Annotated in this window: 24 protein-coding genes and 2 pseudogenes; 14 read left to right on the forward strand and 12 right to left on the reverse strand. The window is 68.4% G+C overall.

From position 1 onward, the window contains the following. Positions 1-120: 120 nt before the first annotated feature. Positions 121-2,820: a LuxR C-terminal-related transcriptional regulator gene (locus BMG07_RS15620; RefSeq protein ID WP_198085341.1), complete on the reverse strand. Its 2,700-nt coding sequence runs from the start codon at positions 2,818-2,820 to the stop codon at positions 121-123. Positions 2,821-2,954: 134 nt separating this feature from the next. Between BMG07_RS15620 and BMG07_RS15625 the strand changes: the two genes are divergently transcribed. Continuing rightward, positions 2,955-3,737 (forward strand): SDR family NAD(P)-dependent oxidoreductase, encoded by a 783-nt coding sequence (locus tag BMG07_RS15625; protein WP_198085342.1) that lies wholly within the window; start codon positions 2,955-2,957, stop codon positions 3,735-3,737. A 19-nt stretch (positions 3,738-3,756) separates the two neighbouring features. Here BMG07_RS15625 and BMG07_RS15630 read toward each other — a convergent pair whose 3' ends face one another. Next, positions 3,757-4,371, reverse strand: a complete 615-nt coding sequence (locus BMG07_RS15630) for a hypothetical protein (RefSeq protein WP_198085343.1) — start codon at positions 4,369-4,371, stop codon at positions 3,757-3,759. Between the two features lie 163 nt (positions 4,372-4,534). Here BMG07_RS15630 and BMG07_RS15635 point away from each other — a divergent pair, with 163 nt between their 5' ends. Next, entirely contained in the window at positions 4,535-5,713 is a 1,179-nt protein-coding gene (locus BMG07_RS15635) for an acetyl-CoA C-acetyltransferase (RefSeq protein WP_198085344.1), read from the forward strand. 78 nt (positions 5,714-5,791) lie between these two features. Beyond that, on the forward strand, positions 5,792-6,958 hold the full coding sequence (locus BMG07_RS15640) for a GGDEF domain-containing protein (protein WP_198085345.1): 1,167 nt from the start codon (positions 5,792-5,794) through the stop codon (positions 6,956-6,958). Positions 6,959-6,979: 21 nt separating this feature from the next. Here the strand turns inward: BMG07_RS15640 and BMG07_RS15645 are convergent, their stop codons facing one another. From BMG07_RS15645 to BMG07_RS15675, 7 genes and pseudogenes are all read right to left on the reverse strand, one after another. Next, a complete protein-coding gene (locus tag BMG07_RS15645) occupies positions 6,980-7,351 on the reverse strand; it encodes a hypothetical protein (RefSeq protein WP_198085346.1) in 372 nt (123 codons plus the stop codon). Positions 7,352-7,364: 13 nt separating this feature from the next. Continuing rightward, on the reverse strand, positions 7,365-7,616 hold the full coding sequence (locus BMG07_RS15650) for a hypothetical protein (protein ID WP_198085347.1): 252 nt from the start codon (positions 7,614-7,616) through the stop codon (positions 7,365-7,367). Then, positions 7,613-8,233 carry a hypothetical protein gene (locus BMG07_RS15655; RefSeq protein WP_198085348.1) on the reverse strand — a complete coding sequence of 207 codons (621 nt, stop codon included), beginning with the start codon at positions 8,231-8,233 and terminating at the stop codon, positions 7,613-7,615. The genes BMG07_RS15650 and BMG07_RS15655 overlap by 4 nt, the downstream gene beginning before the upstream one ends. Positions 8,234-8,242: 9 nt before the next feature. Beyond that, complete coding sequence (locus BMG07_RS15660; protein ID WP_198085349.1) at positions 8,243-9,085, reverse strand: dienelactone hydrolase family protein; 843 nt, start codon at positions 9,083-9,085, stop codon at positions 8,243-8,245. A 55-nt stretch (positions 9,086-9,140) separates the two neighbouring features. Continuing rightward, the gene (locus BMG07_RS15665) at positions 9,141-10,052 is read right to left on the reverse strand and encodes a DMT family transporter (RefSeq protein WP_198085350.1); all 912 of its coding nucleotides are present in this window, start codon (positions 10,050-10,052) and stop codon (positions 9,141-9,143) included. Positions 10,053-10,089: 37 nt separating this feature from the next. Further along, positions 10,090-10,866 carry an AraC family transcriptional regulator gene (locus tag BMG07_RS15670; protein ID WP_198085351.1) on the reverse strand — a complete coding sequence of 259 codons (777 nt, stop codon included), beginning with the start codon at positions 10,864-10,866 and terminating at the stop codon, positions 10,090-10,092. Positions 10,867-10,947: 81 nt separating this feature from the next. Then, positions 10,948-11,618 (reverse strand): annotated as a pseudogene (locus BMG07_RS15675) (nitroreductase). A 123-nt stretch (positions 11,619-11,741) separates the two neighbouring features. On the opposite strand from BMG07_RS15675, the gene BMG07_RS15680 reads away from it, so the two are divergent. After that, positions 11,742-13,382: a 3-(methylthio)propionyl-CoA ligase gene (locus BMG07_RS15680; protein ID WP_198085352.1), complete on the forward strand. Its 1,641-nt coding sequence runs from the start codon at positions 11,742-11,744 to the stop codon at positions 13,380-13,382. 194 nt (positions 13,383-13,576) lie between these two features. On the opposite strand, the gene BMG07_RS15685 is transcribed toward BMG07_RS15680, so the two are convergent. After that, positions 13,577-14,518 (reverse strand): helix-turn-helix domain-containing protein, encoded by a 942-nt coding sequence (locus tag BMG07_RS15685; protein ID WP_198085353.1) that lies wholly within the window; start codon positions 14,516-14,518, stop codon positions 13,577-13,579. Between the two features lie 83 nt (positions 14,519-14,601). Here BMG07_RS15685 and BMG07_RS15690 point away from each other — a divergent pair, with 83 nt between their 5' ends. The 4 genes from BMG07_RS15690 to BMG07_RS15700 all read left to right on the forward strand — a co-directional run bounded on the left by BMG07_RS15690 (position 14,602) and on the right by BMG07_RS15700 (position 18,675). Beyond that, positions 14,602-16,023 carry a cytochrome P450 gene (locus tag BMG07_RS15690; RefSeq protein WP_374221284.1) on the forward strand — a complete coding sequence of 474 codons (1,422 nt, stop codon included), beginning with the start codon at positions 14,602-14,604 and terminating at the stop codon, positions 16,021-16,023. Positions 16,024-16,291: 268 nt separating this feature from the next. Then, positions 16,292-16,447 (forward strand): hypothetical protein, encoded by a 156-nt coding sequence (locus tag BMG07_RS42235; protein ID WP_269759024.1) that lies wholly within the window; start codon positions 16,292-16,294, stop codon positions 16,445-16,447. Continuing rightward, positions 16,447-16,617 (forward strand): hypothetical protein, encoded by a 171-nt coding sequence (locus BMG07_RS42240; RefSeq protein ID WP_269759025.1) that lies wholly within the window; start codon positions 16,447-16,449, stop codon positions 16,615-16,617. Before BMG07_RS42235 ends, BMG07_RS42240 begins: the two co-directional genes overlap by 1 nt. An 81-nt stretch (positions 16,618-16,698) precedes the next feature. After that, positions 16,699-18,675, forward strand: a complete 1,977-nt coding sequence (locus BMG07_RS15700) for a UvrD-helicase domain-containing protein (RefSeq protein WP_198085354.1) — start codon at positions 16,699-16,701, stop codon at positions 18,673-18,675. 20 nt (positions 18,676-18,695) lie between these two features. Here BMG07_RS15700 and BMG07_RS15705 read toward each other — a convergent pair whose 3' ends face one another. Further along, complete coding sequence (locus BMG07_RS15705) at positions 18,696-19,160, reverse strand: hypothetical protein (RefSeq protein WP_269759026.1); 465 nt, start codon at positions 19,158-19,160, stop codon at positions 18,696-18,698. 356 nt (positions 19,161-19,516) lie between these two features. Between BMG07_RS15705 and BMG07_RS15710 the strand changes: the two genes are divergently transcribed. The 6 genes and pseudogenes from BMG07_RS15710 to BMG07_RS15735 all read left to right on the forward strand — a co-directional run bounded on the left by BMG07_RS15710 (position 19,517) and on the right by BMG07_RS15735 (position 25,863). Beyond that, complete coding sequence (locus tag BMG07_RS15710; RefSeq protein WP_198085356.1) at positions 19,517-20,071, forward strand: GspH/FimT family pseudopilin; 555 nt, start codon at positions 19,517-19,519, stop codon at positions 20,069-20,071. Further along, positions 20,068-20,628, forward strand: coding sequence for a type IV pilus modification protein PilV (pilV, locus tag BMG07_RS15715; RefSeq protein ID WP_198085357.1), 561 nt, complete (start codon positions 20,068-20,070; stop codon positions 20,626-20,628). Before BMG07_RS15710 ends, pilV begins: the two co-directional genes overlap by 4 nt. Further along, a complete protein-coding gene (locus BMG07_RS15720) occupies positions 20,625-21,374 on the forward strand; it encodes a PilW family protein (protein WP_198085358.1) in 750 nt (249 codons plus the stop codon). The genes pilV and BMG07_RS15720 overlap by 4 nt, the downstream gene beginning before the upstream one ends. Further along, positions 21,371-21,964: a PilX N-terminal domain-containing pilus assembly protein gene (locus tag BMG07_RS15725; RefSeq protein ID WP_198085359.1), complete on the forward strand. Its 594-nt coding sequence runs from the start codon at positions 21,371-21,373 to the stop codon at positions 21,962-21,964. The genes BMG07_RS15720 and BMG07_RS15725 overlap by 4 nt, the downstream gene beginning before the upstream one ends. A gap of 16 nt (positions 21,965-21,980) precedes the next feature. Beyond that, positions 21,981-25,402, forward strand: a pseudogene (locus BMG07_RS15730) (pilus assembly protein). Positions 25,403-25,407: 5 nt separating this feature from the next. Further along, positions 25,408-25,863 (forward strand): type IV pilin protein, encoded by a 456-nt coding sequence (locus tag BMG07_RS15735; protein ID WP_198085360.1) that lies wholly within the window; start codon positions 25,408-25,410, stop codon positions 25,861-25,863. 24 nt (positions 25,864-25,887) lie between these two features. Here BMG07_RS15735 and BMG07_RS15740 read toward each other — a convergent pair whose 3' ends face one another. Then, entirely contained in the window at positions 25,888-26,364 is a 477-nt protein-coding gene (locus tag BMG07_RS15740) for a copper chaperone PCu(A)C (protein ID WP_198085361.1), read from the reverse strand. Positions 26,365-26,388: the final 24 nt, after the last annotated feature.

Genomic DNA, 26,388 nt, shown 5'->3' on the forward strand with positions numbered 1-26,388 from the left:
AGGCTCTGATCTCTGAGGGGAATGCTAGGCACCGCCCGTGGGGGGCGGTATCACCGGAATCCGTAGTATTTGTAATACCCGGTGGCGCCCGCCCTGCCGGCCCGCCGGGGCGGCTGCCGCCTACCGGATCACGCCGAGCCGCCGCGCAATCGCCACGGCCTGCGTCCGGCTCCGGGCGTCCAGCTTCATGTTGATGTTGCGCAGGTGCGTGCGCACCGTGCTGTCCGACACGAACAGCTTTTCGGCCATCGCGCTGTTCGAGTAGCCCTCGGCCAGCAGCTGCAGCACGCGGATTTCCTTGCGCGTGAGCGGCTCCTTCATGGCGTCGGCACCGGCGGCAGGCGTTTCCGGCTCGGCCGCCGGCATCGGGCCGACCAGCTGCAGCAGCCGCTGCAGGTAGTCCGCCAGGATCGGGTCGGCGCGCGCGGCGGGGGTGTCCTGCGCGGTGAGCGCGTAGCGGTGGATCAGCGTGCCGACGGCCGGGCCCTCGTCGAGGATCAGCCGCACGAAGCCTTCCTGGCTCGCGGCCTGCAGCACGGTCTCTATTTCTTTCACGGCCGCCGCCGGGTCGCCCGCGGCCTGCAGCGCCAGCGCGCGCAGCACCCGCAGCTTGAGCGCGCGGCGGTTGTGCGCCGCGGCCAGCGCGGCGTGCAGTTCGGCGTCGAGCACGCCCAGCGCCGCGCGCGCGTCGCCGAACGCGATGTCCCAGCGCGCCTTGGCCAGCGCCATGTAGTCGAGGTCGTGCGCGGGCAGGCGCTGGCGCTTCTCGCGGTTCCACAGGGCCGGGTCGTCGGCGCGCGCCAGTTCGTCGCGCGACGCGGGGCCGTTGCCCTGCAGCAGCAGCACGCGCGAGCGCTCCAGCTTGGCGCCCGCCACCACGCGCGGCAGCTGCCGGTGGTGGCCGAGGTATTCGAGCTCGGTCAGCGCCTGGAACGCGGCGTCGATGTCGCCCGCATGGAACGCCAGCCGCGAGCGCATCACGTGGCTCAGGATCATGTGGTCCGGCAGGCCCACGTCGCGCGCCAGCGGCAGGTACACGTTCAGGAGGTGCTCGGCCTGCACCAGTTGGTTGGTCTCGTACACGGCGCCTGCGTACAGCACGCCGGCCCAGGCGTTGCCGTGGCTGTGGTTGTAGGACACGGCATGCGTCGAGTCGACCGCCATGCGCAGCCGCGCGGTGGCCTGCCGCAGCCGGCCTTCGTGCAGGTCGAACAGGCCCGCCAGCGACTCGGTGTACATGCGGTTGAAGGTGCTGCTGCCGCGTTCGCGCGCGGCCTCGAGCATGCGGCGCGCCTCGTGCGGGTCGCCGCGCACCGCCAGGATGTGGGCCATGGCGTTGAGCAGCACGCTGTCGGCAAAGGGCAGGCCGGTGGGCAGGCGCGCCAGGCTCAGGCGGCCGGCCTCGTAGGCTTCGTCGTGCCGGTCCTGCATGGCCAGCAGCAGCGGCACCAGCGTGTGGGCGCTGGCGCGCACCTCGGCGATGGGGCTGTCCAGGCAGCCCGATTGCTCGAGCATGCGCATCGCGTCCCAAGGGCCGTGCGTGAAGCAGGTCGCCCACAGCGCGATCGGCTGCAGGAACGGGTGTTCGCGCAGCTGGTGTTCGGGAATGGCCGAGAACCAGCGCGCGAGCATGCGCATGCGGCCCTGCTCCAGGAACTGCGCCGCGTAACCGTCGAGCAGCACCAGCGCATACGGATGGTCGCCGCCCTCGATGGCGTGGTCGATGGCGGGCACGGGCCGGTCGTGCGACTCGTACCAGCCGGCGGCCGCCAGGTGCAGGCGCTCGGTTTCGCCGGGCATGTCGTGCGCGAGCTGCACGCGCAGGAAGTCGGCGAACAGGCTGTGATAGCGCCACGCGCCGCCGTCCCCGCCTTCGCCGCTCACCGGCGTGAGGAACAGGTTCGACGCGGCCAGCCGCTCGAGAATGGCCGCGCAATCGGCGCGCGGGCACAGCGCCTGGCACACCGAGGCATCGAGCTGGCGCAGGATGCTGGTGCGCAGCAGGAACTCGCGAATGTCCGGCGGCTGGTGCGCGAGCACGTCCTCGGCCAGGTAGTCGGCCACGGCGCGGTCGGAGCCCGAGAAGCGCTCGACAAAGCCGGTCTCGGTGCCGTGGCGCTCCAGCGCCATCGACGCGAGCCAGATCGCGGCCACCCAGCCTTCGGTCTTGTGGTGCAGCTGCGAGAGCAGGTCGGCCGGCAGCGCCTGCACGGCTTGCGCCGCATGCGTCGCGTGGGCCATGCGCAGCCCGAAGAACGCGCTGGTCTCTTCGAGGCTGAAGCGCAGCCGGTCGGTGTCGATCTCGATGAGCTGCCCGCGCGCGCGCAGCCGTCCCAGCCCCAGGTCGGGCAGGCCGCGCGAGCCGATCACGAGCTGCCCGCGGCGCGGCAGGTGCTCGACGATCTCGCGCACCAGGCCCAGCACCGCCGGCTCCTGCACCACCTCGAAGTCGTCCAGGAACAGCGTGAACGGCGCGTCGTGCGCGGCCAGCGCGGCCACGGCGTCGAAGGGGCCGTTGGCGCGGGGCTCGTCCACGCCCAGCCGCTGCACGGCTTCGGCCAGGCAATTGAGAAAGCGCGACACGTCGTTGTCGGCGCGATCGAGCGTGAGCCACGCGGTGGCAATGCCTTGTGCTTCGACGCGCTCGCGGATCTGCGCCATGGCCGTGGTCTTGCCGAAGCCGGCGGGCGCGCGCACCAGCACCAGCTTGACGGTGGCCGCCGCGATTTCCTCGCGGATCGCGGTGCGCGGCACCTGCGTGGCCGTGAAGGCCGGGGGGCTGAGCTTGGTTTCGAGGATGCGGGGCGTGGAAGGCGACATCGGCGAGCGGGGGGAAGCGGCGTGGCCGGGCCCGAACGGTCCGGATTTCCGTCGTTTCCGACGATGCCGCCGCCGATTCTGCTTCCTAAACTGGCCCGCGAAAACCGCCAATTACCCTGCAAGGACCGCACCTCATGCAACTCGATTCCCGCATTGCCGCCGTCGTGACCGGCGGCGCTTCCGGCCTGGGCGCCGCCACCGCGCGCCGCTTGGCCAGCCACGGCGTGAAGGTCGCGCTGTTCGACCTCAACGAAGCGCAGGGCCAGGCGCTGGCCGCCGAACTGGGCGGCGTGTTCTGCAAGGTCGACGTCACGTCCGAAGAGCAGGTGGACGCGGCCTTTGCCAAGGCCCGCGCCGCCCACGGCCAGGAGCGCGTGCTGGTCAACTGCGCCGGCACCGGCAACGCGGTGAAGACCGCGAGCCGCGACAAGGCCACGGGCGAGATCAAGCACTTTCCGCTCGCGAATTTCGACCGCATCATCCAGATCAACCTGGTGGGCACCTTCCGCTGCATCGCCAAGTCGGCGGCCGGCATGCTCACGCTGGACATGCTGCAGGACGGCGAGCGCGGCGCCATCGTCAACACTGCCTCGGTGGCGGCGCAGGACGGGCAGATGGGCCAGGCCGCCTACACCGCGTCGAAGGCCGGCATCGTCGGCATGACGCTGCCCATCGCGCGCGACCTGATGGGCGAGGGCATTCGCGTGAACACCATCTTGCCGGGCATCTTCGACACGCCGCTGCTGCAGGGCGCGCCCGACAACGTGAAGGCCGCGCTGGCCGCGTCGGTGCCGTTTCCCAAGCGGCTGGGCAACCCGGCGGAGTACGCGACGCTGGCCGAGCTGATGATCACCAACGGCTACTTCAACGGCGAGAGCGTGCGGCTGGACGGCGCCATTCGCATGGCGCCGCGCTGAGCGTTTTTTTGCCGTCCGCTCATTCCGACCAGGCTTGCGCGAGGATCGAGCGGCGCGGGTCCGCCGGGTCCGGGTGCAGCCAGACGCCGCCGAGCTCGCTGGTGCGCACGTAGAGCCCGCCGTGCCGCGCGTCGGGCTCTACGTTGCAGATGCTCTCGCGCGGTGCCGCGCGCGGCGCCTGCGACAGGCAGCGCGCCTGGAGGTAGGCGCCCAGCGACGCGGCGACGTCGGCATACGCCGCGCCCAGCACGTACTGGCTGTCGCCGTGCGCCCACGACTCGCTATGGCGCAGCTCGATCACCGGCACGCCCCACAGCGTGGCTGCGCCGGGCCGCAGGCGAGCCACGGCGTCGGTGCTGACGTCGGGCTCCTTGTCGAGGCCCGGGAAGGGTTCGCAGCTCATCGAGATGGCGGTGACCGCGCCGCGCCACGGCGAGGGCAGTTCCGCCGGCTTCCTGGCGCGCACCTCCTTGCAGGTCACGCCGCGCATGTTGCCTGGCGTGCCCTGCGCGGCTTCCGGCCTGTGCGGATGGCGGACCAGCGCGGGCATGTCGATGCCCGCGGCCTCGAAGGCTATGGCGGCCGTGGCGGCGGCCATGCACAGGCCGGCTGTCAGCGCGATACGGATTCCCATCGTTCGTGTCTCCCGTGCCGCGAGCCCTGGCTGCAGCGGTGCAAGCATACGGATGCGGCGGCGGGCCGTGGGGGCGTCTTCAAAATCGTCCGTTTCGACGACGCTCCACACCGGCACGGCACCAACAATTCTCCAACCCCCTGACCTTACCGGAGAACCCCTCATGCCCGAAGCATTCATCGTCGCCGCTGCGCGCACCGCCGGCGGCCGCCGGAGCGGCCGCCTGGCCGGCTGGCACCCCGCCGACCTGGCCGCGCAGGTGCTCGATGCGCTGGTCGAGCGCGCCGACGCCGACCCCGCGCTGATCGAAGACGTCATCATGGGCTGCGTCGGCCAGGCCGGCGAGCAGTCGTCCAACATCGCGCGCAACGCGGTGCTGGCGTCGAAGCTGCCCGAGTCGGTGCCGGCCACCTCGGTCGACCGGCAGTGCGGCTCGTCGCAGCAGGCGCTGCACTTCGCGGCGCAGGCCGTGATGTCGGGCAGCATGGACATCGTGATCGCCGCCGGCGTCGAGAGCATGACCCGCGTGCCCATGGGCACGCCCACCACGCTGGCGCTGAAGAACGGCCTGGGCTTCTACGTGAGCCCGCAAATGGCCGCGCGCTACCCCGACGTGCAGTTCAGCCAGTTCACCGGCGCCGAGATGATCGCGCGCAACTACGGCATCGAGAAAGCCGAGCTCGACGCCTACGCGCTGCGCAGCCACCGCAACGCCATCGCCGCCACCCAGGCCGGCCTCTTCGAACGCGAGATCGTGCCCGTGGCGGTGCGCCTGGCCGACGGCACCGAGCCCGGCGAGCTGCACACCACCGACGAAGGCATCCGCCACGACGCCACGCTGGAGAGCATTGCCGCCGTCAAGCTCATCGCCGAGGGCGGGCGCTGCACGGCCGCCACGGCCAGCCAGATCTGCGACGGCGCGAGCGGGCTGATGGTGGTGAACGAACGCGGCCTGAAGACGCTGGGCGTGAAGCCGCTCGCGCGCATCCACCACATGAGCGTGATGGGGCACGACCCGGTCATCATGCTCGAAGCCCCCATTCCCGCCACGCAGCGCGCGCTGCTCAAGGCCGGCATGAAGATCGGCGACATTGACCTGTACGAGGTCAACGAAGCCTTCGCGCCCGTGCCGCTGGCCTGGCTGCAGACGCTGGGCGCCGACGCGGACCGGCTCAACGTGAACGGCGGCGCCATCGCGCTGGGGCATCCGCTCGGCGCGTCGGGCACCAAGCTCATGACCACCCTGGTCCATGCGCTCGGCCAGCGCGGCAAGCGCTACGGGCTGCAGACCATGTGCGAAGGCGGCGGCATGGCCAACGTGACCATCGTCGAGCGGCTCTGAGGCTTGCGGCGCGACGCGGCGAGATGCTGCGAGAAAGGGCGCGCCGGCAATGTCAACATTAATCAATAATCACGCCCCATGGGCGCATTGCCGTACATCCTCGATCCCCGCTCCGTCATCATGCTGGCCGGCCTCATGGGCGTCATGATGGCGCTGGTGATGTTCTTCATGCGGCGCAGCTACCCGCCCAGCATCCGGGGGCTGAGCGACTGGGCCCGCGGACCGCTGGTGGCATTCGTGAGCACCCTGCTGTTCGCGGCGCGCGGCTTCTTCCCGGACTTCCTCACGATCGTCGTGGCCAACGTCGTGCTGTTCCAGGCCTGCATCCTTTATTACTCGGGCAGCCAGAAGTTCCTGCAGGGGCACAGCGACACCCGGGGCTGGACGCTGCTGAACGGCGTGATCGGGCTGTCGATGTTCTGGTTCAGCAGCGTGAAGCCCGACTTCGAGGCCCGCCTGCTGATCGTCACGCTCGCGGTGTCGCTGCTGTTCTTTGCCCATGCGCTGCTCTATCTGCGCCACCGGCCCCGCGTGTTCGGCCAGCGGCTGATGATCGGCCTGCTGCTGGCGCAGGCCGTCGTGGCGGCGCTGCGCTTCGTGTCGGTGGTGATGGGCATGGCCGGCAGCAACCTGATGGAGGCGACCTGGATCCAGGCGCTCTACATCAGCATGTATTCGATCTCCGTGCTGCTGCTGTCCATCGCCGTCATCCTGATGGCCACCGATCGGGTGCACACCGAGTTCGAATACATGGCCACGCGCGACTCCCTGACCGGCGCGCTCAACCGCCGCGCGCTGCTGGACGCGTGCCGCGATGCTTTCACGTCCACGTCGGGCCAGCAGCACATGGCGCTGCTGATGGTGGACCTGGACCACTTCAAGGGCATCAACGACCGCTTCGGCCACCAGATGGGCGACCGGGTGCTGCGCGAGGCGGTGCACCGCATGCAGCGCGCGGTGGGCGACGCGGGGCTGCTCGGGCGCTACGGCGGCGAGGAGTTCGTGGTGCTGCTGCCCGGCGTGGGCAAGGCCGAGGCCATGGCCGTGGCCGCGCGCCTGAAGCAGGCCATCGACGAGCCCTTCGCGGCCGATTCGCCGATGGCCAAGGTGGGCTCCATCGCGGTCAGCATCGGCGTGGCCGCGCGCGAAGACGGCAGGGGTGTCGACGAGGTGCTGGCCAAGGCCGATGCGGCGCTCTACCGCGCCAAGGCGATGGGGCGCGACCAGGTGATGGCCGCGGCCTGACGGCGCAGCGCGAGACTTTCTTCAGCCGAGGCTGGACCAGTCGCAACGCAGCGTGTGCTGCTTGCCCGCGTAGGCCAGCGTGCCTCGGGCCTTCGACACGCGCAACGTGACGCCCTTGCCGCTGGCGAGCATGCGCTGGCGGCGGTAGTCGGCGGAGCTGTGTTGCAGCGCGATTCGCCGGGAAGCGGGCGCTGCCTCGTTGTTGTCGGCGTCGTCATTGCCGTCGCGGGACACGACGACGTCGGTCAGGCGGCCGGAGGACAGGCTGAACTGGACCTCCGCCGAATACGGACTCCCCTGGCAGAAGAGGCTGCCGTTGGCGAAGGCGGAAGAAGCGGCGCATGCGAGCAGCAGCGCGGCCAGCGAACTTCGTGCGAGGGCTTCGAGGGTCATCGAATCAAGCGGCCTATTGCTTGCCGCCCCAGCGCCAGCGCGGCGGCTCGCCCTTGAGCCAGCACACCGCGACCAGCGCGATGCTCAGGCCCGAGACCGCCGCGACGAACAGCAGCGGATCGCGTGCGGGGCGAATGAACACCACGGCCATGGCCACCAGCACGGCGTACACGGCGATCACCATCCAGCCCTGCCAGCACGTGGGCACGCCCCAGCCCCAGCCGTAGCGCTTGGCGGGAAACCAGTAGGGTGGCTTCTGCATCATGTGTCCTTGTCGATGGGCGGTGAATCGAGTGTCGCGCCAGGCCGGCTCACGGGCATGGAGAGCCTGCTCACCAGCGTATCGCACAGATGCGCATAGTCGGCCCAGAACCGATGCATGCCGCTTTCGCCTCGCAGCCCGCGACGTCGCGCATAGGGCGTCTGCTCGATATAGGCGGTGACCTTGCGGGTCCATTCCGCACCGCGATATACGGCCGTGGCGCGCGAATGCGCCTCGGCGTCTTCCGGCCGCAGGTAGATGAAGGAGGGGGACAGCGGGCGCACCGTTTCTTCGAAGGCCTCGAAGTAGCCGTCGATGTCCGCGCAGTCCTGCTCCATCATGAATCGCACCGTGCTCTGGAATGCGCTGCCTTCGAGGATGTGCAGCGTGCCCGCCGAACGAGCCTCGGCTGCGAAGCGCTGCCAGCTTCGAAGGCAATGCGACGGATAGTCCGCATGCGATTTCAGCGCGCTCAGCACATGGGGATGCACCGGGTGGTCCGCGGCTTCTTCGAGGTACCAGCGGCTTTCGCGGCCTTCATGCAACGCGGACGCGCACAGTTCCCGTGCCCGCGTGGTCTTGCCCGTGCCGGGCAGGCCTTCGATCAGCACCAGCCGCATGTCGCGAACTCACTTCGCCAGATAAGCCTCGACCGTCGGCCCCCACAGTGCCTGCTGCACCACCAACTGGTGCCCGTTCACACCGGGCGCCAGCGCATAGGACGAGAAGCTGCCCTTGCCGCCTGCGGCGGTGAAGGCCTCGAAATTCTTGCGGCTGTGCGCGAGCGCGTAGAAGCTGTCTTTCTCGCCGTACAGCCAGAGCGTGGGCAGCGGAAACGCCGCGCCGCGTTTGAAGCTCACGGGGTTGATGGCATCCGCCGTGTTGTCGGGGCACTTGTCGCCCATCCATCCGCCGACGAAATTGATCGCTCCCTGGAACACGCCTGGCCGCGTTCCCGCATAGGCGATGGCGAGAATGCCGCCGCGCGAGTGGCCAGCGATTTCCATGCGCTTCGTGTCCACGTCGGGGTCTTTCTGCAACCACGCGACGGCGGCGTCGATGTCGGCGAGCGCGTGGTCGAAACCGGCCAGCGACAGCGCCGGGTCGCAGCTGTAGTGCTCGCGCTTGGGCGTGAAGCCTTCGTCGTAGAGTCCGTCGGACTGGCCGCGCCCGCGCCGCTGCGGAAACGCCACGAGCCAGCCGCGCTGCGTGAACCACTGGGCCAGGCGTTCGGGTGCGTAGGTTTCCTTGAACAGCTTCGGGTCGTTGCCGATGCCCGTGGAGCCGTGGTTGAACACCACCGTGGGAAAGGGGCCCGCGCCTTCGGGCTTGTAGATCACCATCTCCAGCGTGACGGGCGCGCCGCCTTCGACGAAAGGCGTGGGCACGCGCACGGTGCTGCGTTCCTGCGCCCAGCAAGAGGCTGCGGTGAACAAGAGGACTGAAGCGGCAAGGAGGATCAGCTTTCTCATGAGCGCGGGCGTCCTTTGAAGATTCGCCGCATTCTGCCCGCCTTGCCTGAAGACGCTACGTCCGTGGCCGGGTCCGTGCTTCCCTGGCGCGCCACCGAACCGCGCCGCTCGCCAGCACGATGCCGGGCACCACCAGTGCCAGGGCCAGCAGCACCGCGCCGGTGACCGGCTCGTTCATCCATGCCGCTGCGCCCAGCGTGGTCAGAACGGGCACCGCCGCCGCGGACAACGAAGCGCGCGCCGCGCCCAGCCGCGCGACGGCCAGCATGTAGATCACGAGCCCGAGCACGCCCGCAACCAAGCCTTGAGCCAAAGCCTGCAGCGCGACATCCGGCCACGGCGCGCTCAGCAGCCTCGGCGCGCCCGCGATTGCCAGCACGGGCAGCAGGAGCAGGCTCGACCAGCCGTTGACGAACGCCGCGCCCTGCCACGGCGTGAGGCCGCAGTGCGAGAACGCGAGCGAATGCACGGCCCACAGCATGGCCGCCGCAAGAAAGAGCAGGTCGCCGCGCCAGTCGAGCGAACCGCTGCGAAAGCTGCCCGCTGCAAACAGCGCCATGCCCAGGGCGATGCACGCCAGTCCCGCAAGCCGGACGCCTTCGACCTTCTGGCCCTTGTGAATCCACGCGCCGATGGCGGTGAAGAGCGGCAGGCTGCCCGCCATGAACAGGCCCATGTGACTGGCCGGCGCCCATCGCGCGCCGGCCAGCACCAGCAGTCCGAAGGGCAGGCCGCCGCCGACGACGAGCAGCACGAGCGCGATGCGCGGTGCCTCGGGCGGCACGACGAGGCGCTGGCCGAACCACAGGGGTGCGAGCAGCAAGGCGGGAATGCCGTAGCGCAGCAGCGCCAGTTCCATCGGCCCGAGCGTGGTGGTCACGCCGTGGCGCGAGACGAGTTGCCAGGCGCTGCCAATGAAGGCCGCGGCCAGCGCGGCGAGAAGACCGATGCGAAGGTTCCTGTCCATCGCGAGGAGTGTCGCGACGGCGGGCAGCGCACGGCTATCAGATTCGTGCGGTCAGCGCGCGCCGCGCTTCGCCCAGGGTCACGCCCACTTCGCGCCGGAAGATCGCGCCGAGGTGGCTCTGGCTGCAGTAGCCCAGGTCGTGCGCGATGCCCGCGAGGTCGCGGTCGCCCTCGGCCAGGCGCTCCATCGCGGCGGCGAGCCGAAGGTGCTGGCGGTACTGATGCAGGCTCAGCCCGGTCTGCTGGCGGAAGCTGCGCGCCAGGTGGAACGGCGAGCGCGAGACCGCGTCGGCCACGTCGTGCAACGAGAGCCGTGCCTCGCGGTCGGCGGTTTCCGCGAGCAGGCGCTTCGCGCGCGCGGCGGCGCCGTTCGAGGGCGCTTGCTGGCGCGACCCCGCGAGTTCATCGACCAGCGAGGCCACGTCGTCCGTACCCGCATTGCCGGCGCGCAGTTGTTGCTGCGCCGCGTGGACGCGGTACAGGGAACGCGGCGACAGCAGGTAGAACGCGGGCCCCGTGTCCGTGCGGGTCGTCTTGTGCCGGCTCACCACCATGCTGAGCCGCGCCGCTGGAGTCGCTGGCCGCAACTGGTAGACCATGGCGTCGCCGAAGTGCATGGCGGTCAGTGCGTCGACGAGCCAGGTGCCGTCGCCCGATCGCACGTCGAGCACCGTGCGGCCTGCGGGGAAGATGATGCGCCGCGATTCGAGGGTGTAGGGCGCGCTCCAGCCGGGGGCGTGCGCATGATGATGCGCGCGCACATGCTCCACCGTGAACTCGCGTCCAGCGTAGAGGAGCGTTCGGTCTTGCGGCATCGGTCGCATTCTGCACCGCATGGGCACGAACGATCACGCAAACGGCCGACCCTCAAGCAGGTTTCGTTCCCTGCCCGCCTTTCAGATGCCGACGAACTGCGCCACCTCGTCCAGCGACGCACGCTCCGTCACCAGTGCATCGAGCGGCCGGCCGCGGTTCGCATACCCGATCGACATGCCCGTGAACAGCATGCGCTCCGGCGGCAGGTCGATGAAGCGGCCGATGGTCTGCGGGTAGATCGCCCAGCACTCCTGCGGGCAGCTGTCGAGCCCTTCGCGCGCAGCAGCAGCATCACGTTCTGCAGGAACATGCCCAGGTCGGACCACTGCGGCGGCCCCATGCGGCGGTCGACGGTGCAGAACAGCGCCAGCGGCGCGCCGAAGAACTGGTAGTTGCGCGCAAACCATTCGCGCCGCGCGGCCTTGTCCTCGCGCGGAATGCCCAGGCGCGCATACATCGCCTCGCCCACGGCGAAACGGCGATCGCGGTACGGCGCGACCAGCTCGCGCGGGTAGATGTCGTACTCGCTGCCTTCGCCGCCCGGTTCTTCCTGCACGCGGTCGCGCATGATGGCCTTGAGCTGCGCGAGCCTGTCGCCGCCCACCACGTGCAGGTGCCACGGCTGAAGGTTGCCGCCCGAAGGCGCGCGCAGTGCCTGCGCGAGCACGCGGCGGATGACGTCGCCGGGCACCGGCGTGTCGAGAAAGTCGCGCACCGAGCGGCGGGTGGCGACGGCGTCCTGAACGTTCATGCAAAAGTCCTCTTGAAGGGGGATGCTAGGGGCAACCCTCGAGGGCCCTCAATCGTCCGTTCCGACGATGCGGCGCGGCGCGGCGGCTGCCTAGCATCGCCCCAGCGTACAGGAGACAAGACCATGTTCGGATTGATGCAAGACCGCCCGCTGCTGATCTCTTCACTGATCGACCATGCGGCCACCTTCCACCCGCACGCCGAGGTCGTGGGGCGCACCGTGGAGGGGCCGGTGCACCGCACCAACTATGCGGAAATACAGCGCCGCGCCAAGCAGGTGGCCAATGCATTGAAGACGCTGGGCATCGCGCCCGGCGACCGCGTCGGAACGCTGGCGTGGAACACCTACCGCCACCTGGCGCTGTACTTCGGCGTGTCGGGTTCGGGTGCGGTGCTGCACACGGTGAACCCGCGGCTCTTTCCCGAGCAGATCGACTACATCGTCAACCACGCCGAAGACAAGGTGCTGTTCTTCGACACCACCTTCGCGCCGCTGGTCGAGAAGCTCGCGCCGGGCCTGAAGTCGGTGCGCGCCTTCATCGCCATGACCGACCGCGCGCACATGCCGAACATCGACGTGCCCAACCTGCTGTGCTACGACGAGCTGATCGGCGCGCAGAGCGAGAGCTACACATGGCCCGAGTTCGACGAGCGCACCGCCTCGTCGCTTTGCTACACCTCGGGCACCACCGGCAACCCGAAGGGCGTGCTGTATTCGCACCGCTCCACGGTGCTGCACTCGCTGATGGAATGCGCGCCCGACACCTTCGGCGTCAACTCGCAGATGACGCTGCTGCTCGCGGTGCCCATGTTCCACGCCAACGCCTGGGGCATGCCGTATGCGGCGGCCATGACCGGCATGAAGCTGGTCATGCCCGGCCCGCACATGGACGGCCAGAGCCTGTACGAGCTGATGCGCGACGAGAAGGTGGGCTTCTCGCAGGCCGTGCCCACCATCTGGCTGATGCTGTTCCAGTACTTCGACGCGCACCCCGAAATCGACACCCGCGCCATCGGCCTGAAGCGCATCGGCGTGGGCGGCGCGGCCACGCCGCGCAGCATGATCGAGCGCTTCGAGCGCGACTTCGGCGCCGACTTCGTGCAGGGCTGGGGCATGACCGAGACCAGCCCCATCGGCGTGATCGGCAACCTGCTGCCCAAGCACCACGCCATGCCCAAGGAAGAGCAACTGCGCGTGAAGATGCGCCAGGGCCGCGGCGTGTGGGGCGTGGAACTGAAGATCGTGGGCGAAGACGGCCAGCGCCTGCCGCACGACGGCAAGGCCTTCGGCCACCTGCATGTGCGCGGCCCGTGGATTGCCAGCGGCTACTTCAAGGGCGAGGGCGGGCCGGTATTGGATACGGAAGGCTTCTTTCCGACCGGCGACGTCGCCAACATCGACGAAGACGGCTACGTGCAACTGGTCGACCGCGCGAAGGACGTGATCAAGTCGGGCGGCGAATGGATTTCTTCCATCGAACTGGAGAACGCCGCGAGCGCGCACCCGGCCGTGGCCGAGGCGGCGGTGATCGGCGTCGCGCATCCGAAGTGGCAGGAGCGGCCGCTGCTCATCGTGGTGAAGCGCGCGGGCGCGGAGGTCACAGGAGAGGAACTGCTCACATTCCTTTCGACGCGCGTCGTCAAATGGTGGCTGCCGGACGACGTGGCTTTCGTCGACAGCCTGCCGCATACAGCCACCGGCAAGCTGCTGAAGACCAGGCTGCGCGAAATGTTCAAGGGATATGTCGCGGCAAAGTCAGTTTGATGACTTGTCCGATTTTTCTGTGGACAACTCTGTGGGTTGTGCGGGGAGACGGGCCCGCACAGTGAGGCCTGGCGTGGGTTCCCACCACGTTGCCTGTTGAATAGGCAGCCCCTCGACGAGGCCCGAAAAGACGTTTATCGCGGCGTGAGGAATGAGGAAAAGCGTGGTAGGCCGCGCAGCCGGAAATTGGCCCGCTAGATCCAGAGCCGGTACATCCAGAACGACTCGTCCCGCACGAAGCGCTCGGCAAATTCGCCCGGAGAAAACCCCGCGATGTGCCGCGTGGCGCGCACGAGGTGCGACTGGTCGGCAAAGCCGTGGTCCAGCGCCAGCGTCGCCCAGTCGAAGGGCTGGCCGGCCTCGTAGCGCTCGCGTGCCGCGAAGAACAGGCCCTCGGTGCGCACCAGCGATTGCCAGTCGCGCAGCGAGCGCCCGCTGAAGGCCTTGACGCGGCGCTCCACCTGGCGCGGGCTGTGCGTGCGGCGCCATTCGAGCGCCTGCCATGCCAGGCGCTCGACCCAGTGGCGGCCCAGTTGCCGCAGCGACGGCGCGGTGGCCGAGCGGCCATGCAGGGCCTGCCAACGCGGCGCGATGTGCTCGCGCAATGCGGCCAGCGTGGCGGTGTCGTCGGGCGCTGCGATCAACGCGTCGAGCAAGGGGGTCCACGCGGCGTCCATGACCTCGTGCGCGGGCACGAAGCGGTCGTGAACGGCGGCCGGGTCGACGCCGAACAGCGTGCGCGCGATGTCGGCGGTGAAGCAGATCATTCCGGTGCGTCCGGTCGCGTGTGCCCAGCAGACCGAGGGGCGCGACTGGCTGCCTGAGATCACGATCGCCGAGTCCGCGCCCGAGGGCTGCCAACGCGCATGCGGCTGCGCGTCGCCACGCTCGATCATGCTGGCCTCGGTGTGCTGGAACCACGACAGGCTCATGAGCGGCGAGGCCGGAAAGTGCGCGAGCCGTTGCGCATCGCTCATCGCCAGGCCCCGCGTGTCGCGCGAGACCACGGCCACCACGGCCCCTTGCAGCACCGGTGGTGTCGGCAGGATGCGGCCGGTGTCTTGCGCGCCGACACGCGGCGCGCGCGCCAGCGGGTCGGGGTAGGCGGGTGGGGAAAGCAGGGGAGCGACGGGCATCGGAGGTTCGAGTTTAGGCAGTGGCTGCGCCGGTGTCGTTTCGGTTCAAGACGGCGCGCGTGAAATCGAGAACCATGCGGGGCATGAACAGCGTTTCCTCTTCTTCTGCTTGCCCGATGCACGCGGCTGCGCCCGCGAATGCGCCGGCGCTCCATCCCCTCGGCCATTGGCCGCCCGGCCCGCCATCGGGCGTCACCGGCTGGGGCTTGCTCAACCGGATGTCGCGCGACCTGATGGGCACGCTCGGCGACTGGCGGCAGTGCCATGGCGACCTGGTGCATCTGCGCATCTGGCCCGAGCACCAGGTCGTCGTGACCGACCCGGCGCTGGTGCGCGAGCTGCTCGTGGCGAACCACGATGCGCTCATCCGCTGGGAGCGCGGCATGCGGGTGTTCTCGCAGGTGCATGGCCACAGCGTGCTGGTGTCCGAGGGCGAGGCGTGGCGCGACAAGCGGCATGCGCTGCAGCCCGCGTTCTCGCCGAAGTCGACGCAGAGCTTCGTGCCCACCATTGCCGAGACAGCGGAGCTTGCAATGCGTGTGTGGCCGCGCGGCGACAACGCGCAATGGCCGATAGAAAGCGCGCTCACCACGCTGGCCATGGACGTGATCGTGCGCATGCTGTTTTCGCGCCCCATCGGCGACGACGCGGCATCGGTCGCGCAGGCCGTGCACACCGTCGGCATGGCGGCGGACAGCGAGTTCTACTGGCCCGCGAGCTGGCCCGACGCGATGCCGTGGAAGCGTGCCAAGCGCGAAGCGAAGGCCTTGCTGCGGACGCTCATCGACGGCCACTTGCGCGCGCGCTCGGCCATGGCGCCGCAAGAGCGCCCTGACGACCTGCTCACGCGCCTGCTGCAACTGCACCACGACGACCCCGCGGCTTGGCCGCTGCAGGCCGTGCACGACGAGTGCATGACCGCGTTCCTCGCGGGGCACGAGACCGTCGCGGCCACGCTCACGTGGTGGGCATGGTGCCTTGCGTCCAACCCCGAAGCGCAGCGCGTGGCCGCCGATGAAGTGAAGGAGCGGCTGCAGGGCCGCGCGCCGACGGCGCAAGACCTCACTGCCTTGCCCGCGCTCACGCGCACGTTGCAGGAGACGATGCGCCTGTACCCCGCCGCGCCCGTGCTGTTCAGCCGGCGCGCGACGCGTCCGGTGACGCTGGGCGGGTGGCAGTTTCCGGCGCGCACGATGTTCATGGTGCCGGTGCAGCTCATGCAGCGTGATCCGCGATGGTTCGCGGACCCGCTGGTGTTTCGCCCCGAACGCTTTGCCCCCGGTGCGCCCGAGGTGCCGCGCGGCGCCTACATGCCGCTGGGCGCGGGCCCGCGCGTGTGCCTGGGCCAGCACCTGGCCATGACCGAGATGACGGTGGTGGCGGCGATGCTGCTCCAGCGCCACGTGCTCTCGGTGCCCGAGGGGCAGGGCGCGCCGCGCCCCATGCTCAACGTGACGCTGCGGCCCGCGAGCCCGCTGCATCTGCGCGTGTCGCCGGCAGGTTGACGCGAGGGAGGTGCGCCGCTACATTCAGTCCGCCTCGTGATGAGCGGGGCCGGGTTTAGCAGCCTGAAGTAACCGCGGTGAAAGCCGCAGACCGCAATGGTGTTGCGGCTTTTCTATTCCGGCTTCTTTTTTAGGCGGCTCGGATGGGAGGGCTCGCGCCCTGCCGGTTTCGCCTAGCGGTTCCCGGTCTGCTAACCCGTTCGAGCCGCGCCTTCGTTTAGCAGCGTGGTGCGCGGTTGTAGCAAAGCCGAACCGAAGGGAGGCCGACATGGCCGATTCATCCGCATCACCCCGCGCCGCGCATGCAGGCGCGCAATTCAAGCCCTTCGCCTGGCATCCGCTGGAGGGGCTCGACCCCCACGCGCGCCAGCGCGCCGCGTTCCTCAATGACACGCGCGACGTGATCGACGCGCGCACACGCTGATGCAGCTGCTCGCGTGGGATGAAGAGCGCGCCGATGAGTTAAGGTCCGAGCCTGCGTGCGCGCCGCTGCTCGACGCGGCGCACCGTGCGTCGCTCCAGCGATTCGTCGTGGCCTCGCTGGGCATGCTGCACGCGCGCACCGAACAGCAGGGCGAAGACCCGGGCGCGTAGCGCGTCGCCTTCACGCGAAGGCATCAGGCGGCGCCCTCCCATTTCATTTCGGCGTGTCCGAGTTTCCAATCAGTCAAATCAATGGACACCAATGCCCAGTTCGTGCCGCAGGCGCTGTCGCCGACGGCGGAGCAAAAAGCCATTCAGGTCGCGGCCGACCGGACCATCATCGTCGAAGCCAACGCGGGCGCCGCCAAGACCACCACGCTGGCCTTGCGCATGGCCGAGTCATGGTCGCGCGGCACCAGCCCCGATTTCTTTCTTGTGCTCACCTACACCCGCACGGCCTGCGACGCGCTGAGGGCCGCCCTGCGCAAGCTGGGTGTGCCGCAGGGCGTGGTGGAGCGCTTTCGCATCCAGACCTTCGAGTCGTTCTGCGAAGAGGTGCTGGACGAAATGCTGGGTGCCAGCGTGCCGTCGCTCCTGCAGGCCGAAGAACTGAAGCCCATCGTCTGGCAGGCGATTCAGCGCGTGGAGGAAGGCGAGGGCGACCGGTGGCGCGCCGAGCTCGTCATGCCCTCGCTGGGCGACAACGACATGGTCGAGGATTTTCTTGACCTCAATGCCTTGCTCAAGGGCACCATGCGCGACTTCCTGGAGCGCGACGATCGGGCGGTCACGCCGGACTACGCGGCCTCCATCGGCGTGGAGTACACCAAGCTCAAGATCTTTCTCGCGTACGAACGCATCCGCCGGCGCGAGAACGCCGACCGGCCCCTGTTCAGAGGGCCGCTGGATGCGACCTACGACCTCGCACGCCTGCTCTACGAAGACGAGCCCATCGACGGCCTGCGGGCGTGGCCCTTCAGCGCCAAGGTGCTGATGGTCGACGAGATGCACGACCTGAACCAGGCCATGTTCCGTGTGCTGCAGAAGCTGTTGAACTCCACCGCGAGCCTGTTCTGCGGCGTGGGCGACCGCGACCAGGTGATCCACGAAACCACCGGCGCTGACGCGCTTTTCATGGGCGACGCGATGGAGCGCGTGACGCGGCGCAAGGTGAAGCGCTACCCGCTGACCCACAGCTACCGCTTCGGAAAGTCGCTCGCAACCAAGGCCGGCCGCGTGGCCGGGAAACCGTACAGCTCCATGGCCGGGCACGAAACCAGGCTGTCGCTCGCGGGCTACGGCGCGCACGAAGACTGCGCGCGCATGGTCGTCGAAGAAGCGCTGAAATGGCAGGCGCAGCCGCGCGCGAAGATGAACGAGTTCGCGATCCTGCTGCGGCACGCCTACCAGTCGGTGCACATCGAGAACGCGCTGCTGGCCTCGGGCTTGTCTTACACGATGAGCGGGCTGGACAGCTACCTGATGCGCCCCGAGGTGCTGTTCATTCGCGGCGTGCTTGCCGTGGCAACCGATGACCTCGGCAGCGTTTCCGACGAGCACACGCGCGAGAAAGTGATGCAGGCGCTGTTCTTCTTCAGCGGCAGCAAGATCGACGTCAAGGGCCGGGAGCACGAAACACAGGAGGCACTGCTCGCCGATGCGATTCGCAGCGTGAAGGACAACCCGAACTTCCTGGTCCACTTCTTCAACAACCAGATCCTGCGGACCGCGGCGCCTTCGATGAAGCTCAGGCTCGAGCGCGCGGTCAAGCTGGCCCAGGAGAAAAAGGGCCCCGACCTGCTGGCCGGGCTCCTCGACGCGCTGAAGGTGCAGTCGATCGTCAACGAGGTCTATGTGTCGAAGCAGCGGCGGATGGATGCGCTCGGAAACCTCGAGGGGCTGCAGCGCGCGGCGACGCGGTTCGAAACGGCGAGCGACTACTTCCAGAGCCTCAACGACGCCGAGAAGAAGCAACGCAACCAGAAGAAGACCGCCAACCTCCTGATCGCCAGCATCGCGAACGTGAAGGGGCTGGAGTTCGATCACGTGGTGCTGCCCTACCTGGCCCAGGGCGAGTTCCCCGCGCCTTCCGCGCCGGACACCGAAGAGCGCAACCTGTTCTACGTGGGCATCACGCGCGCGCGGCGATTCCTGACGATGTTCGCCAGCACGGATGCGCCAAGCGCGCTGGTCACGAAGATGGGATACAAGTTCAACCCCGCGCCCTGACCGGGGCGAGGCGACGCGCGCTATCTGCCGCGTGCAAGCTCCGCGCGGCCCAGCGGGGTGATGCGGCGGATCGTCGCGAGCTCCAGCGGTTCGGGGTGGTCGCCGTCTGCTTGGGGCGCCGACGGCGGGCGGATGGCGGCGTCGATGAAGCCGGCCTGCTTCAGGGCTTCGACGCAATGGAGTTCGTCCCGCACTTCCACGCGCAGGGGAAACGATGCGTTCTCTATCTTGCGCAGGTAGGCCAGCGGCGCGAGGCTCTTCCTGATGGCTTTCAAAAGCCTTTCATCGTTTGGAACGCTCCTGCCTCGCATCCTCGCGATTTCGGCGTGCCCGTCGTCGGTGATGCAAGTCACCAGCGCGGCTTGCGCCTGCCGGTAGCTTCCGCCCGTGGCCAGGGCCGGTTCGATCGTGGCTTCGACAAGGCCTGTCGCCTTGAGGATCGACACGCGGCGCACGTCCGGCGCGCCGGTCACGTGCAGCGGCAAGCGGGCGTGCTCCAGGTGAAGCAGATAAGTAAGCGGCATACCGAAGAACCCCTGTCTGCGCCTCCACATTGCCGTCGGTGCCGCTCTGGGAGGAGCGCCCGCCACTTCTTGAACGAACCGCGTGAGTCGTGAGAAGTTGTTATCGAAGGTTGATTCTTGTGAACTGAGGGGCGCCACACCATCACCCGAACAGGGTATTTACCGTTCAACCGCGCGGTACGGCCGTTCATCGGCAAAACCTGCGCACCGGTCAGTAACTGGTCAGTACGAATTGGAAACACTTGTTACCAACAGCGGTGCTCCGTGACATGCCACTCCGGCGTGTGCGTGGCTCGCCCCACGCAAGCGAACTGACCATGAATGTGCCGCCTCGCCAGCAGACCGGTTTCACGCTCGTCGAGCTGATGGTCGTGGTCGCGATCGTTGCGATCATGGTCGCGATTGCCACACCATCGTTCGTGAGCCTGATCCAGAGCAACCGCGTGAGCGCGGAGGTCAACTCGTTCGCGGGGGACCTGCAGTTCGCGCGCTCGGAGGCGATCAAGCAGGGCATTCCGGTGAGTGTGTGCCCGTCGTCGGACGGCAAGACCTGCCTGGGAGCAAACACCTGGCAAAGCGGATGGATCGTGTTCTCGGATGTGGACGGTTCCGGCACCGTGACCACTGGCGACACGGTGCTGCGCGTGCGCCCCGCGTGGAAGGGGGGCGACACCTTTGCAGCGGCGCCGTCGATCGTGGCGGTCACCTACAGCCGCGACGGGTTCGCGAACCTTCCGGTTGCAAGCCCCGGCGCATCGATCCTGCTGGCGCTGCGCACGGCGCCGGTGAATGCGGCGGCCACGCGCTGCGTGTCCGTCAACAGGGTGGGGCATCAGACCGTGCTCCAGGGTGGCAAGGGGGCCTGCGCATGAAGAAGCGCACTTTCGTCTCGCGCCGCGCCGGGGGCTTCTCGCTGCTGGAGGTGCTCGTTGCGCTGCTGATCGTGTCGCTCGGGCTCATCGGCCTGTCGAAGATGCAGGCGGCCGCGCTGTCGAACACCCAGAACGCGCGTGCGCGTGCGCTGATCGCGTTGCAGGCCTCCAGCCTGGCGGAGGCCATGCACGGGAACCACGGTTTCTGGGGCGTCGGCGCCGCGCCGGGCAGCGTGTCGGTCAAGGGAACCACCGTGACCGATGGCTCGGGCATCCTGAGCGCCACGGTCGCGTGCGGTCCTGCGGCAACCGCGGGCTGCACGGCCGCGCAAATGGCGGCCTACGACCTGCAGGCCTGGGCCGTGAACATGAACGCGCGCTTTCCCACGTATGCGGCCGCCATCCAGTGCACCACAGCCATCGGCACGCCGATCAGTTGCGTCATCAACCTGAGCTGGACCGAGAAGTACGTTGCCGTCAACCGCAGCACGGCCGTTGCGCTCGGCGCAACCCAGGGCTCGTCCGCGCTGCAGTACAGCCTCTACGTCGAACCATGAACCGCCGCATCTCCTCTTTCCCCCGAGGCCCGCGCGGCCAGGCCGGGCTCGGCCTGGTCGAGCTGATGGTGGCGATCCTCATCGGCCTGTTCTTGCTGGCTGGCCTGGGGGCGCTGTTCCTGAACATGAAGCAGGCCTTCACCTCGCAGGACCAGCTCGCGCTGCTGCAGGACAACGAACGGCTGGTGCTCACCGTGCTCACGACCACGGTGCAGGCGGCGGGCTACTTTCCCGACCCGTTGGTGAATACGGCGGTCACCGACCTGCCGGCCGCGACGGGGGCCGGCTACGGCAGCCTCGCGGCGGGCCAGGGGTTGGTGGGGCTGACCGGCGCTTCGGGTGCGAGCGACACCATCACCTCGCGCTACATGACGGCAAGCGGTGACGGCCTCATGGATTGCTTGGGCAACGTGAACCCGGCCAGTTCGAAGGTCAACAAGCTGGTCATGAACACCTTCACGGTCAGCGCCGCCAACGAGTTGCTGTGCTCCACCGACGGCGGCACGACGACCACGCCGCTGGTCGGCGGCGTGACCTCGCTCAAGGTGCTCTACGCCACGGACACCAAGGGTGACGGCACCGCGCTGCAGTACCTGGACGCGGCCACGGTGACTTCGAATGCATGGTGGCCGCAGGTGCGCACCGCGCAGATCACCGTGACCCTGGCCAATCCTTTTTCCGCCCAGACGGGTCAACCGGCCAGCGTCGCGTGGACGCAGACCGTCAACCTGATGAACAAGTCATGAGCACGCATGCGCACACGCCGCTTTCCGCCGCACGTTCGGGTTCGCGCTCGACAGAACAGGGCTTCGTCCTGATCGTGGCGATGCTGTTCCTGATCGTGCTGACGGTGCTGTCGGTGAGCATGTTCCGCAGCTTCAACCTGCAGGAGCGCATCGCCGGCAACACGCGCGAGAAGGAGCGTGCGCTGGAGGCAGCGCAAAGCGCCTTGCAGTACGGCGAGTGGTGGCTGGGCCAGGGCAACGGCAGCACCGGCGCGAATTGCTCGGGCGTGCTGAATGCCAACACGCTGTCGCAGATGCAGGTGTGCTCGAACATGCTGACCGCCCCCACGACCCTGCCCTGGTCGGCGCGCGCCGACTACCTGCCGCCCAACATGACGGTGGCCACCGGCGGCGGCATCGCGGCCAGCGGAGACATCAACTACAACGCCAAGCCCGGCTTGAGCATCGGCTACCTCGGGCTGTCGCCCGACGGCAAGTCGCTGCTCTACCAGGTCTCGGCTTTCGGGTACGGCGGCAGCACGACGGCGGCGGCCGTGGTGCAGAGCACCTACCAGGTGTCGGGCGGCAACAAGCCGCTGGACCAACCTTGAGCGAGGGAACACGGGCATGAATCGTTTGCGGAAATTCCAGGGCCTGCTGCTTTGCATGCTGGCCGGTGCGCCCTGGGCGGCGCATGCGCAGCTGATCATCAGCGACACGCTCACGGGGGCGTCGTCGTCCTATGACTGGCAGGCGCTCAACGGCGCTTGCCTCACGGCGGGGAACGACACGGGGCACATCCCGGCGTGCATCGGCAACCTGACGTACTACACGGGCAAGAAATCGCTGCTGGTGGGCGGCACCACCGGCCGCCTGCCCGACGCGGTGGGCTCGGGCGCGCTGCGCCTGACCAACGGCGACACGACCAAGGGCGGCTCCAACGGCGACAACCAGACGGGGGCCGTGGTGTCGAACTTCACCTTCCCGAGCAACCAGGGTTTGCAGGTGACGTTCACCACCGTGACCTACGGCGGCGACGGCGACAACGGCACGGGCGCGGACGGCATCAGCTTCTTCCTGGCGGACGGATCGAAGTCTCCTTCGGTCGGCGGCCTCGGCGGCAGCCTGGGGTACAGCTGCTCCAACACGAACAGCCAGTACGAAGGCGTGGTGGGCGGCTACCTCGGCGTCGGCATCGACGAGTACGGCAACTTCTCGAACCCCGGCGACAACACCGCCACGGGGCCGGGCTTCAAGGCCGGCCGCATCAGCGTGCGGGGCGCGGGCAACATTACCTGGGCGTCGCTGAATGCGCTTGACCCGGTTCACTACCCCAGCGTGCTCACGGGGGCCCAGCAGACTGCGGCGGTAAAGGCTACTTGCAAGAGCGGCGTGGTGATGGACTACAGCGTCACGACCACGACGACCTGCGACAAGAAAAAGAACTGCACCACCACCACGACAGGGCCATCGGGAAATGCGACCTCGACATCGCTGCTCGACTACCCCTTGCTTCTCAACGGGACCGCCTACAGCAACTTGCCCGCGGGTCTTTCCATTTCCAATCAGCAGGGCGTCAATATGCCTCTGCGTGGCACTGCAACGCCCATCACCTACGGCCTGCAGGTCACGCAGGACGGCTTGCTGAGCCTCTCCTACAGCGTCAACGGCGGCGCGGCGCAGAACGTCATCAACAAGCAGTCGATCACCGCCACCAACGGACCGTTGCCCGCCAATTTCCGCTTCGGCTTCTCGGCCGGCACCGGCGGATCGAGCAACGTGCACGAGATCACCTGCTTCAAGGCCGCGCCCGTCAACCAGTCGAGCAGCTCGGCCGGCACCAACGTGCAGCAGTCGGCGCGCGTGGAGGCCGGCACGCAGGTGTACCTGGCTTACTACCACCAGACCAACTCGTGGGGCGAGCTGACGGCGCAAGACCTGGTGAGCGACCCGTCCACGGGCATCGTGTCGATCAACCCGATCGCCAACTGGGACGCCAGCTGCGTGCTGACCGGCGGCACCTGCCAGGCCACGACCGGGACCAACACGGCGCAGGCATCGGGCAGCCGCAACATGCTGAGCTGGAACGGGACCGCGGGCATTCCCTTCCTGTGGAGCAAGCTCACCACGGCGCAGCAGACCGCGCTCAGCGCGGGCGATTCGAGCGCGACCGACATCCGGCTGCGATACCTCCGGGGAGACAGGAGCAACGAGCTGGCCAGCACCGGCGGCACCTTGCGCACGCGCACCGGCGTGCTCGGCGACATCGTCGACTCCAGCCCGACGTGGGTCGGCGGGCCGTCGCTGCCCTACACGGGGCCATGGCTCGACGGGCTTTATCCGGCGAGCACCGCGCCCGAGGCGGCGGGCACCTACGCAGCCTTTGCCGGCACTACCGCGGCCACGGCGCAGGGCGGTCGCCAGAACGTGGTCTATATCGGCGCCAACGATGGCTTCCTGCACGGCTTTCGCAGCGGCACCTACGATGCAAGCGGCAATTTCGTGAAGACGACGAACGACGGCAACGAGGTGCTCGCGTACATCCCCGCGGCGATCTTGAACGTGATGCACTCCACCACGCCGGGGTTGGACTTCAGTTCGACGCAGTACTCGCACAGCCTCTACACCGACGCCACGCCGGGCACAGGCGACCTGTATTACAACGGCGCGTGGCACACGTGGCTGGTGAGCGGCGTGGGCGCCGGCGGCAACGCCGGCGGGCCGATCGGCGACAAGACCACGGTGGCCAACGGCGTGATCTACGCGCTGGACGTGACCGACCCGACGCAGTTCTCCGAAGCCAATGCAGCCTCGCTGGTGCGCGGCGAGTGGACCTCGGGCACCGGCACCGGCGCGATCACCTGCGTCGGCAACGCAAACTGCGGCAACAACCTCGGCAGCACCTACGGCACGCCGATCATCCGGCGCCTGCACAACGGCCAGTGGGCCGCGCTGTTCGGCAACGGCCTGAACAGCAGCACGGGCACGGCGGGGCTGTTCGTGATGCTGGTGGACCCGGCCTCGGGCGCCATCAGCTTCCGCTTCATCGACACCAAGGCCGGGCCCACCATGAGCGGCACCACGGTCACGGCCCGCAACGGCATTGCTACGTGACCTCCGCCGACCTCGATGGCGACCACGTGACCGACTACGTCTATGCCGGCGACGTGCTGGGCAACGTGTGGCGCTTCGACCTGACCGACTCCGACCCCGCCAAGTGGGCGGCCTCGTCGGCGCCGATTTTCAAGACCGCAACCGGGCAGCCGATCACGACGCGGGTGACGGTGTCGTCGGTGCTGGGCATCGGCGCTTCGGGCCAGCCGGGCGTGGTCGTGAGCTTCGGCACGGGACAGCAGTTTCCGCAGACACAGGTCAATGCCGCCACCTATGCATCCGCCGCCCAGGCCCTGTACGGCGTGTGGGACTGGAACATGGCCGCATGGAACGCCAAGGGCGGCGCGTCGGCGCAGTACGCGTCGCTCGCTTCGCCGCAGACGGTCGACACCACCACGCTGCTGGCCCAGAGCATCACCGCGACGGCGCCCGGCAGCGGCTCCGTTTCCGGCTATCGCACGCTGAGCACCAACAAGGTCTGCTGGAAGGGGTCGAGCGCCTGCAAGGGAGGCGCGGGCTCCAACACGCAGTTCGGCTGGACGCTGCCGCTGCCCAGCACGGGCAACGAACAGGTCATCTACAGCCCGACCACGGCCTACGGCATGTTCCTGGTCAACACCACCATTCCCGCCGTGTCGCAAGTGCTGACCTGCGACACGCAGCCGGCGGCGGGCTACACCATGGCGGTGTCGCTGGACAGCGGCGGCGCGGCCAACGCGTCGTTCTTCGGTGACCAGAACGGCAACTTCGTGGTCTACAACGGCGGCATCGTGAGCGGCATCGGCCTGAGCGCGACCGGCACGCCGTCGATCGTCACGGCCAACAAATGGCCCTACCTGGTGCAGCAGACCGTGGGCGGCACGGGCGTCGTGACCAAGATCAACCCTGCCGCCAACGGCAAGGGCAAGCGACTGACCTGGGCCAAGCTGCGCTGATCATCATGAAAAAAATCCAACGCTCCAACAACGCAGCAAGCCCGCGTGCCGGCGCGGGCTTCACGCTGATCGAGGTGATGATCGTGGTGGCCATCGTGGCGATCCTCGCCGCCATTGCCTATCCGGCCTACACCAAGCAGGTTCAGAAGTCGCGCCGCACCGACGCCAAGACCGCGCTGCTGGACCTGGTGACGCGCGAAGAGCGCTACTTCACCATGAACAACGCCTACACCAGCACCCCGGCCAATCTGGGTTACGGCGGAACCTTTCCACTCAATGTGCTGACCAGCGGCACGGCGTTCTATCAGCTCAACGTCACGGCGTCGTCGGCCACGGGCTTCACCGCGACCGCCACGCCCGTGAACGCCCAGGCCAACGACACGCTGTGCGGCACGTACACCATCGATCAGTTGGGCACGCAAACCGTCAGCGGTTCGCAGGCCCCCGCCGACTGCTGGTGATGCGCCGCCGCCGGCGCACGCGGCTCAGTGCTTGTGGTCCCCATGCCCCGCCGCGGCCGGCTGCGCCGACGCATTGAGCGCCCGCACCTGCGCCTTCACCTCCACCGTTTCGCGCTTGCCGTCCTTGCCTTCGAACACCAGCGCGAGCGGCACGGTGTCGCCTTCCTTCACTTGTTGCTTCAGGTCGAGCAGCATCACGTGATAGCCGCCGGGCTTGAGCTCGACGGTCTTGCCCGCCGGCACGTCGACAGCGGGCACCTGGCGCATGCGCATCACGTTGTCCTGCATGGCCATCTCGTGGACTTCGACCACGGGCGTGACGGGCGAGCTGGCCGAGACCAGCTTCGTGTCTTTCGCGGCGTCGATCCGCATGAACGCGCCAGTGGCCTTCTGCTGCGGCACGGTGGCGCGGATCCATGCGTCCTTGACGGTCACTTGCGCATGGGCGGAAGCCGCGAGCAATGCAGCGGCGATGGCGAGGGTGTGTGCGATGTATTTCATGAGAAGCGTCTCCTGGGTGTGAAG

This window comes from Variovorax sp. E3 (assembly GCF_016082275.1).
GTDB lineage: Bacteria > Pseudomonadota > Gammaproteobacteria > Burkholderiales > Burkholderiaceae_C > Variovorax.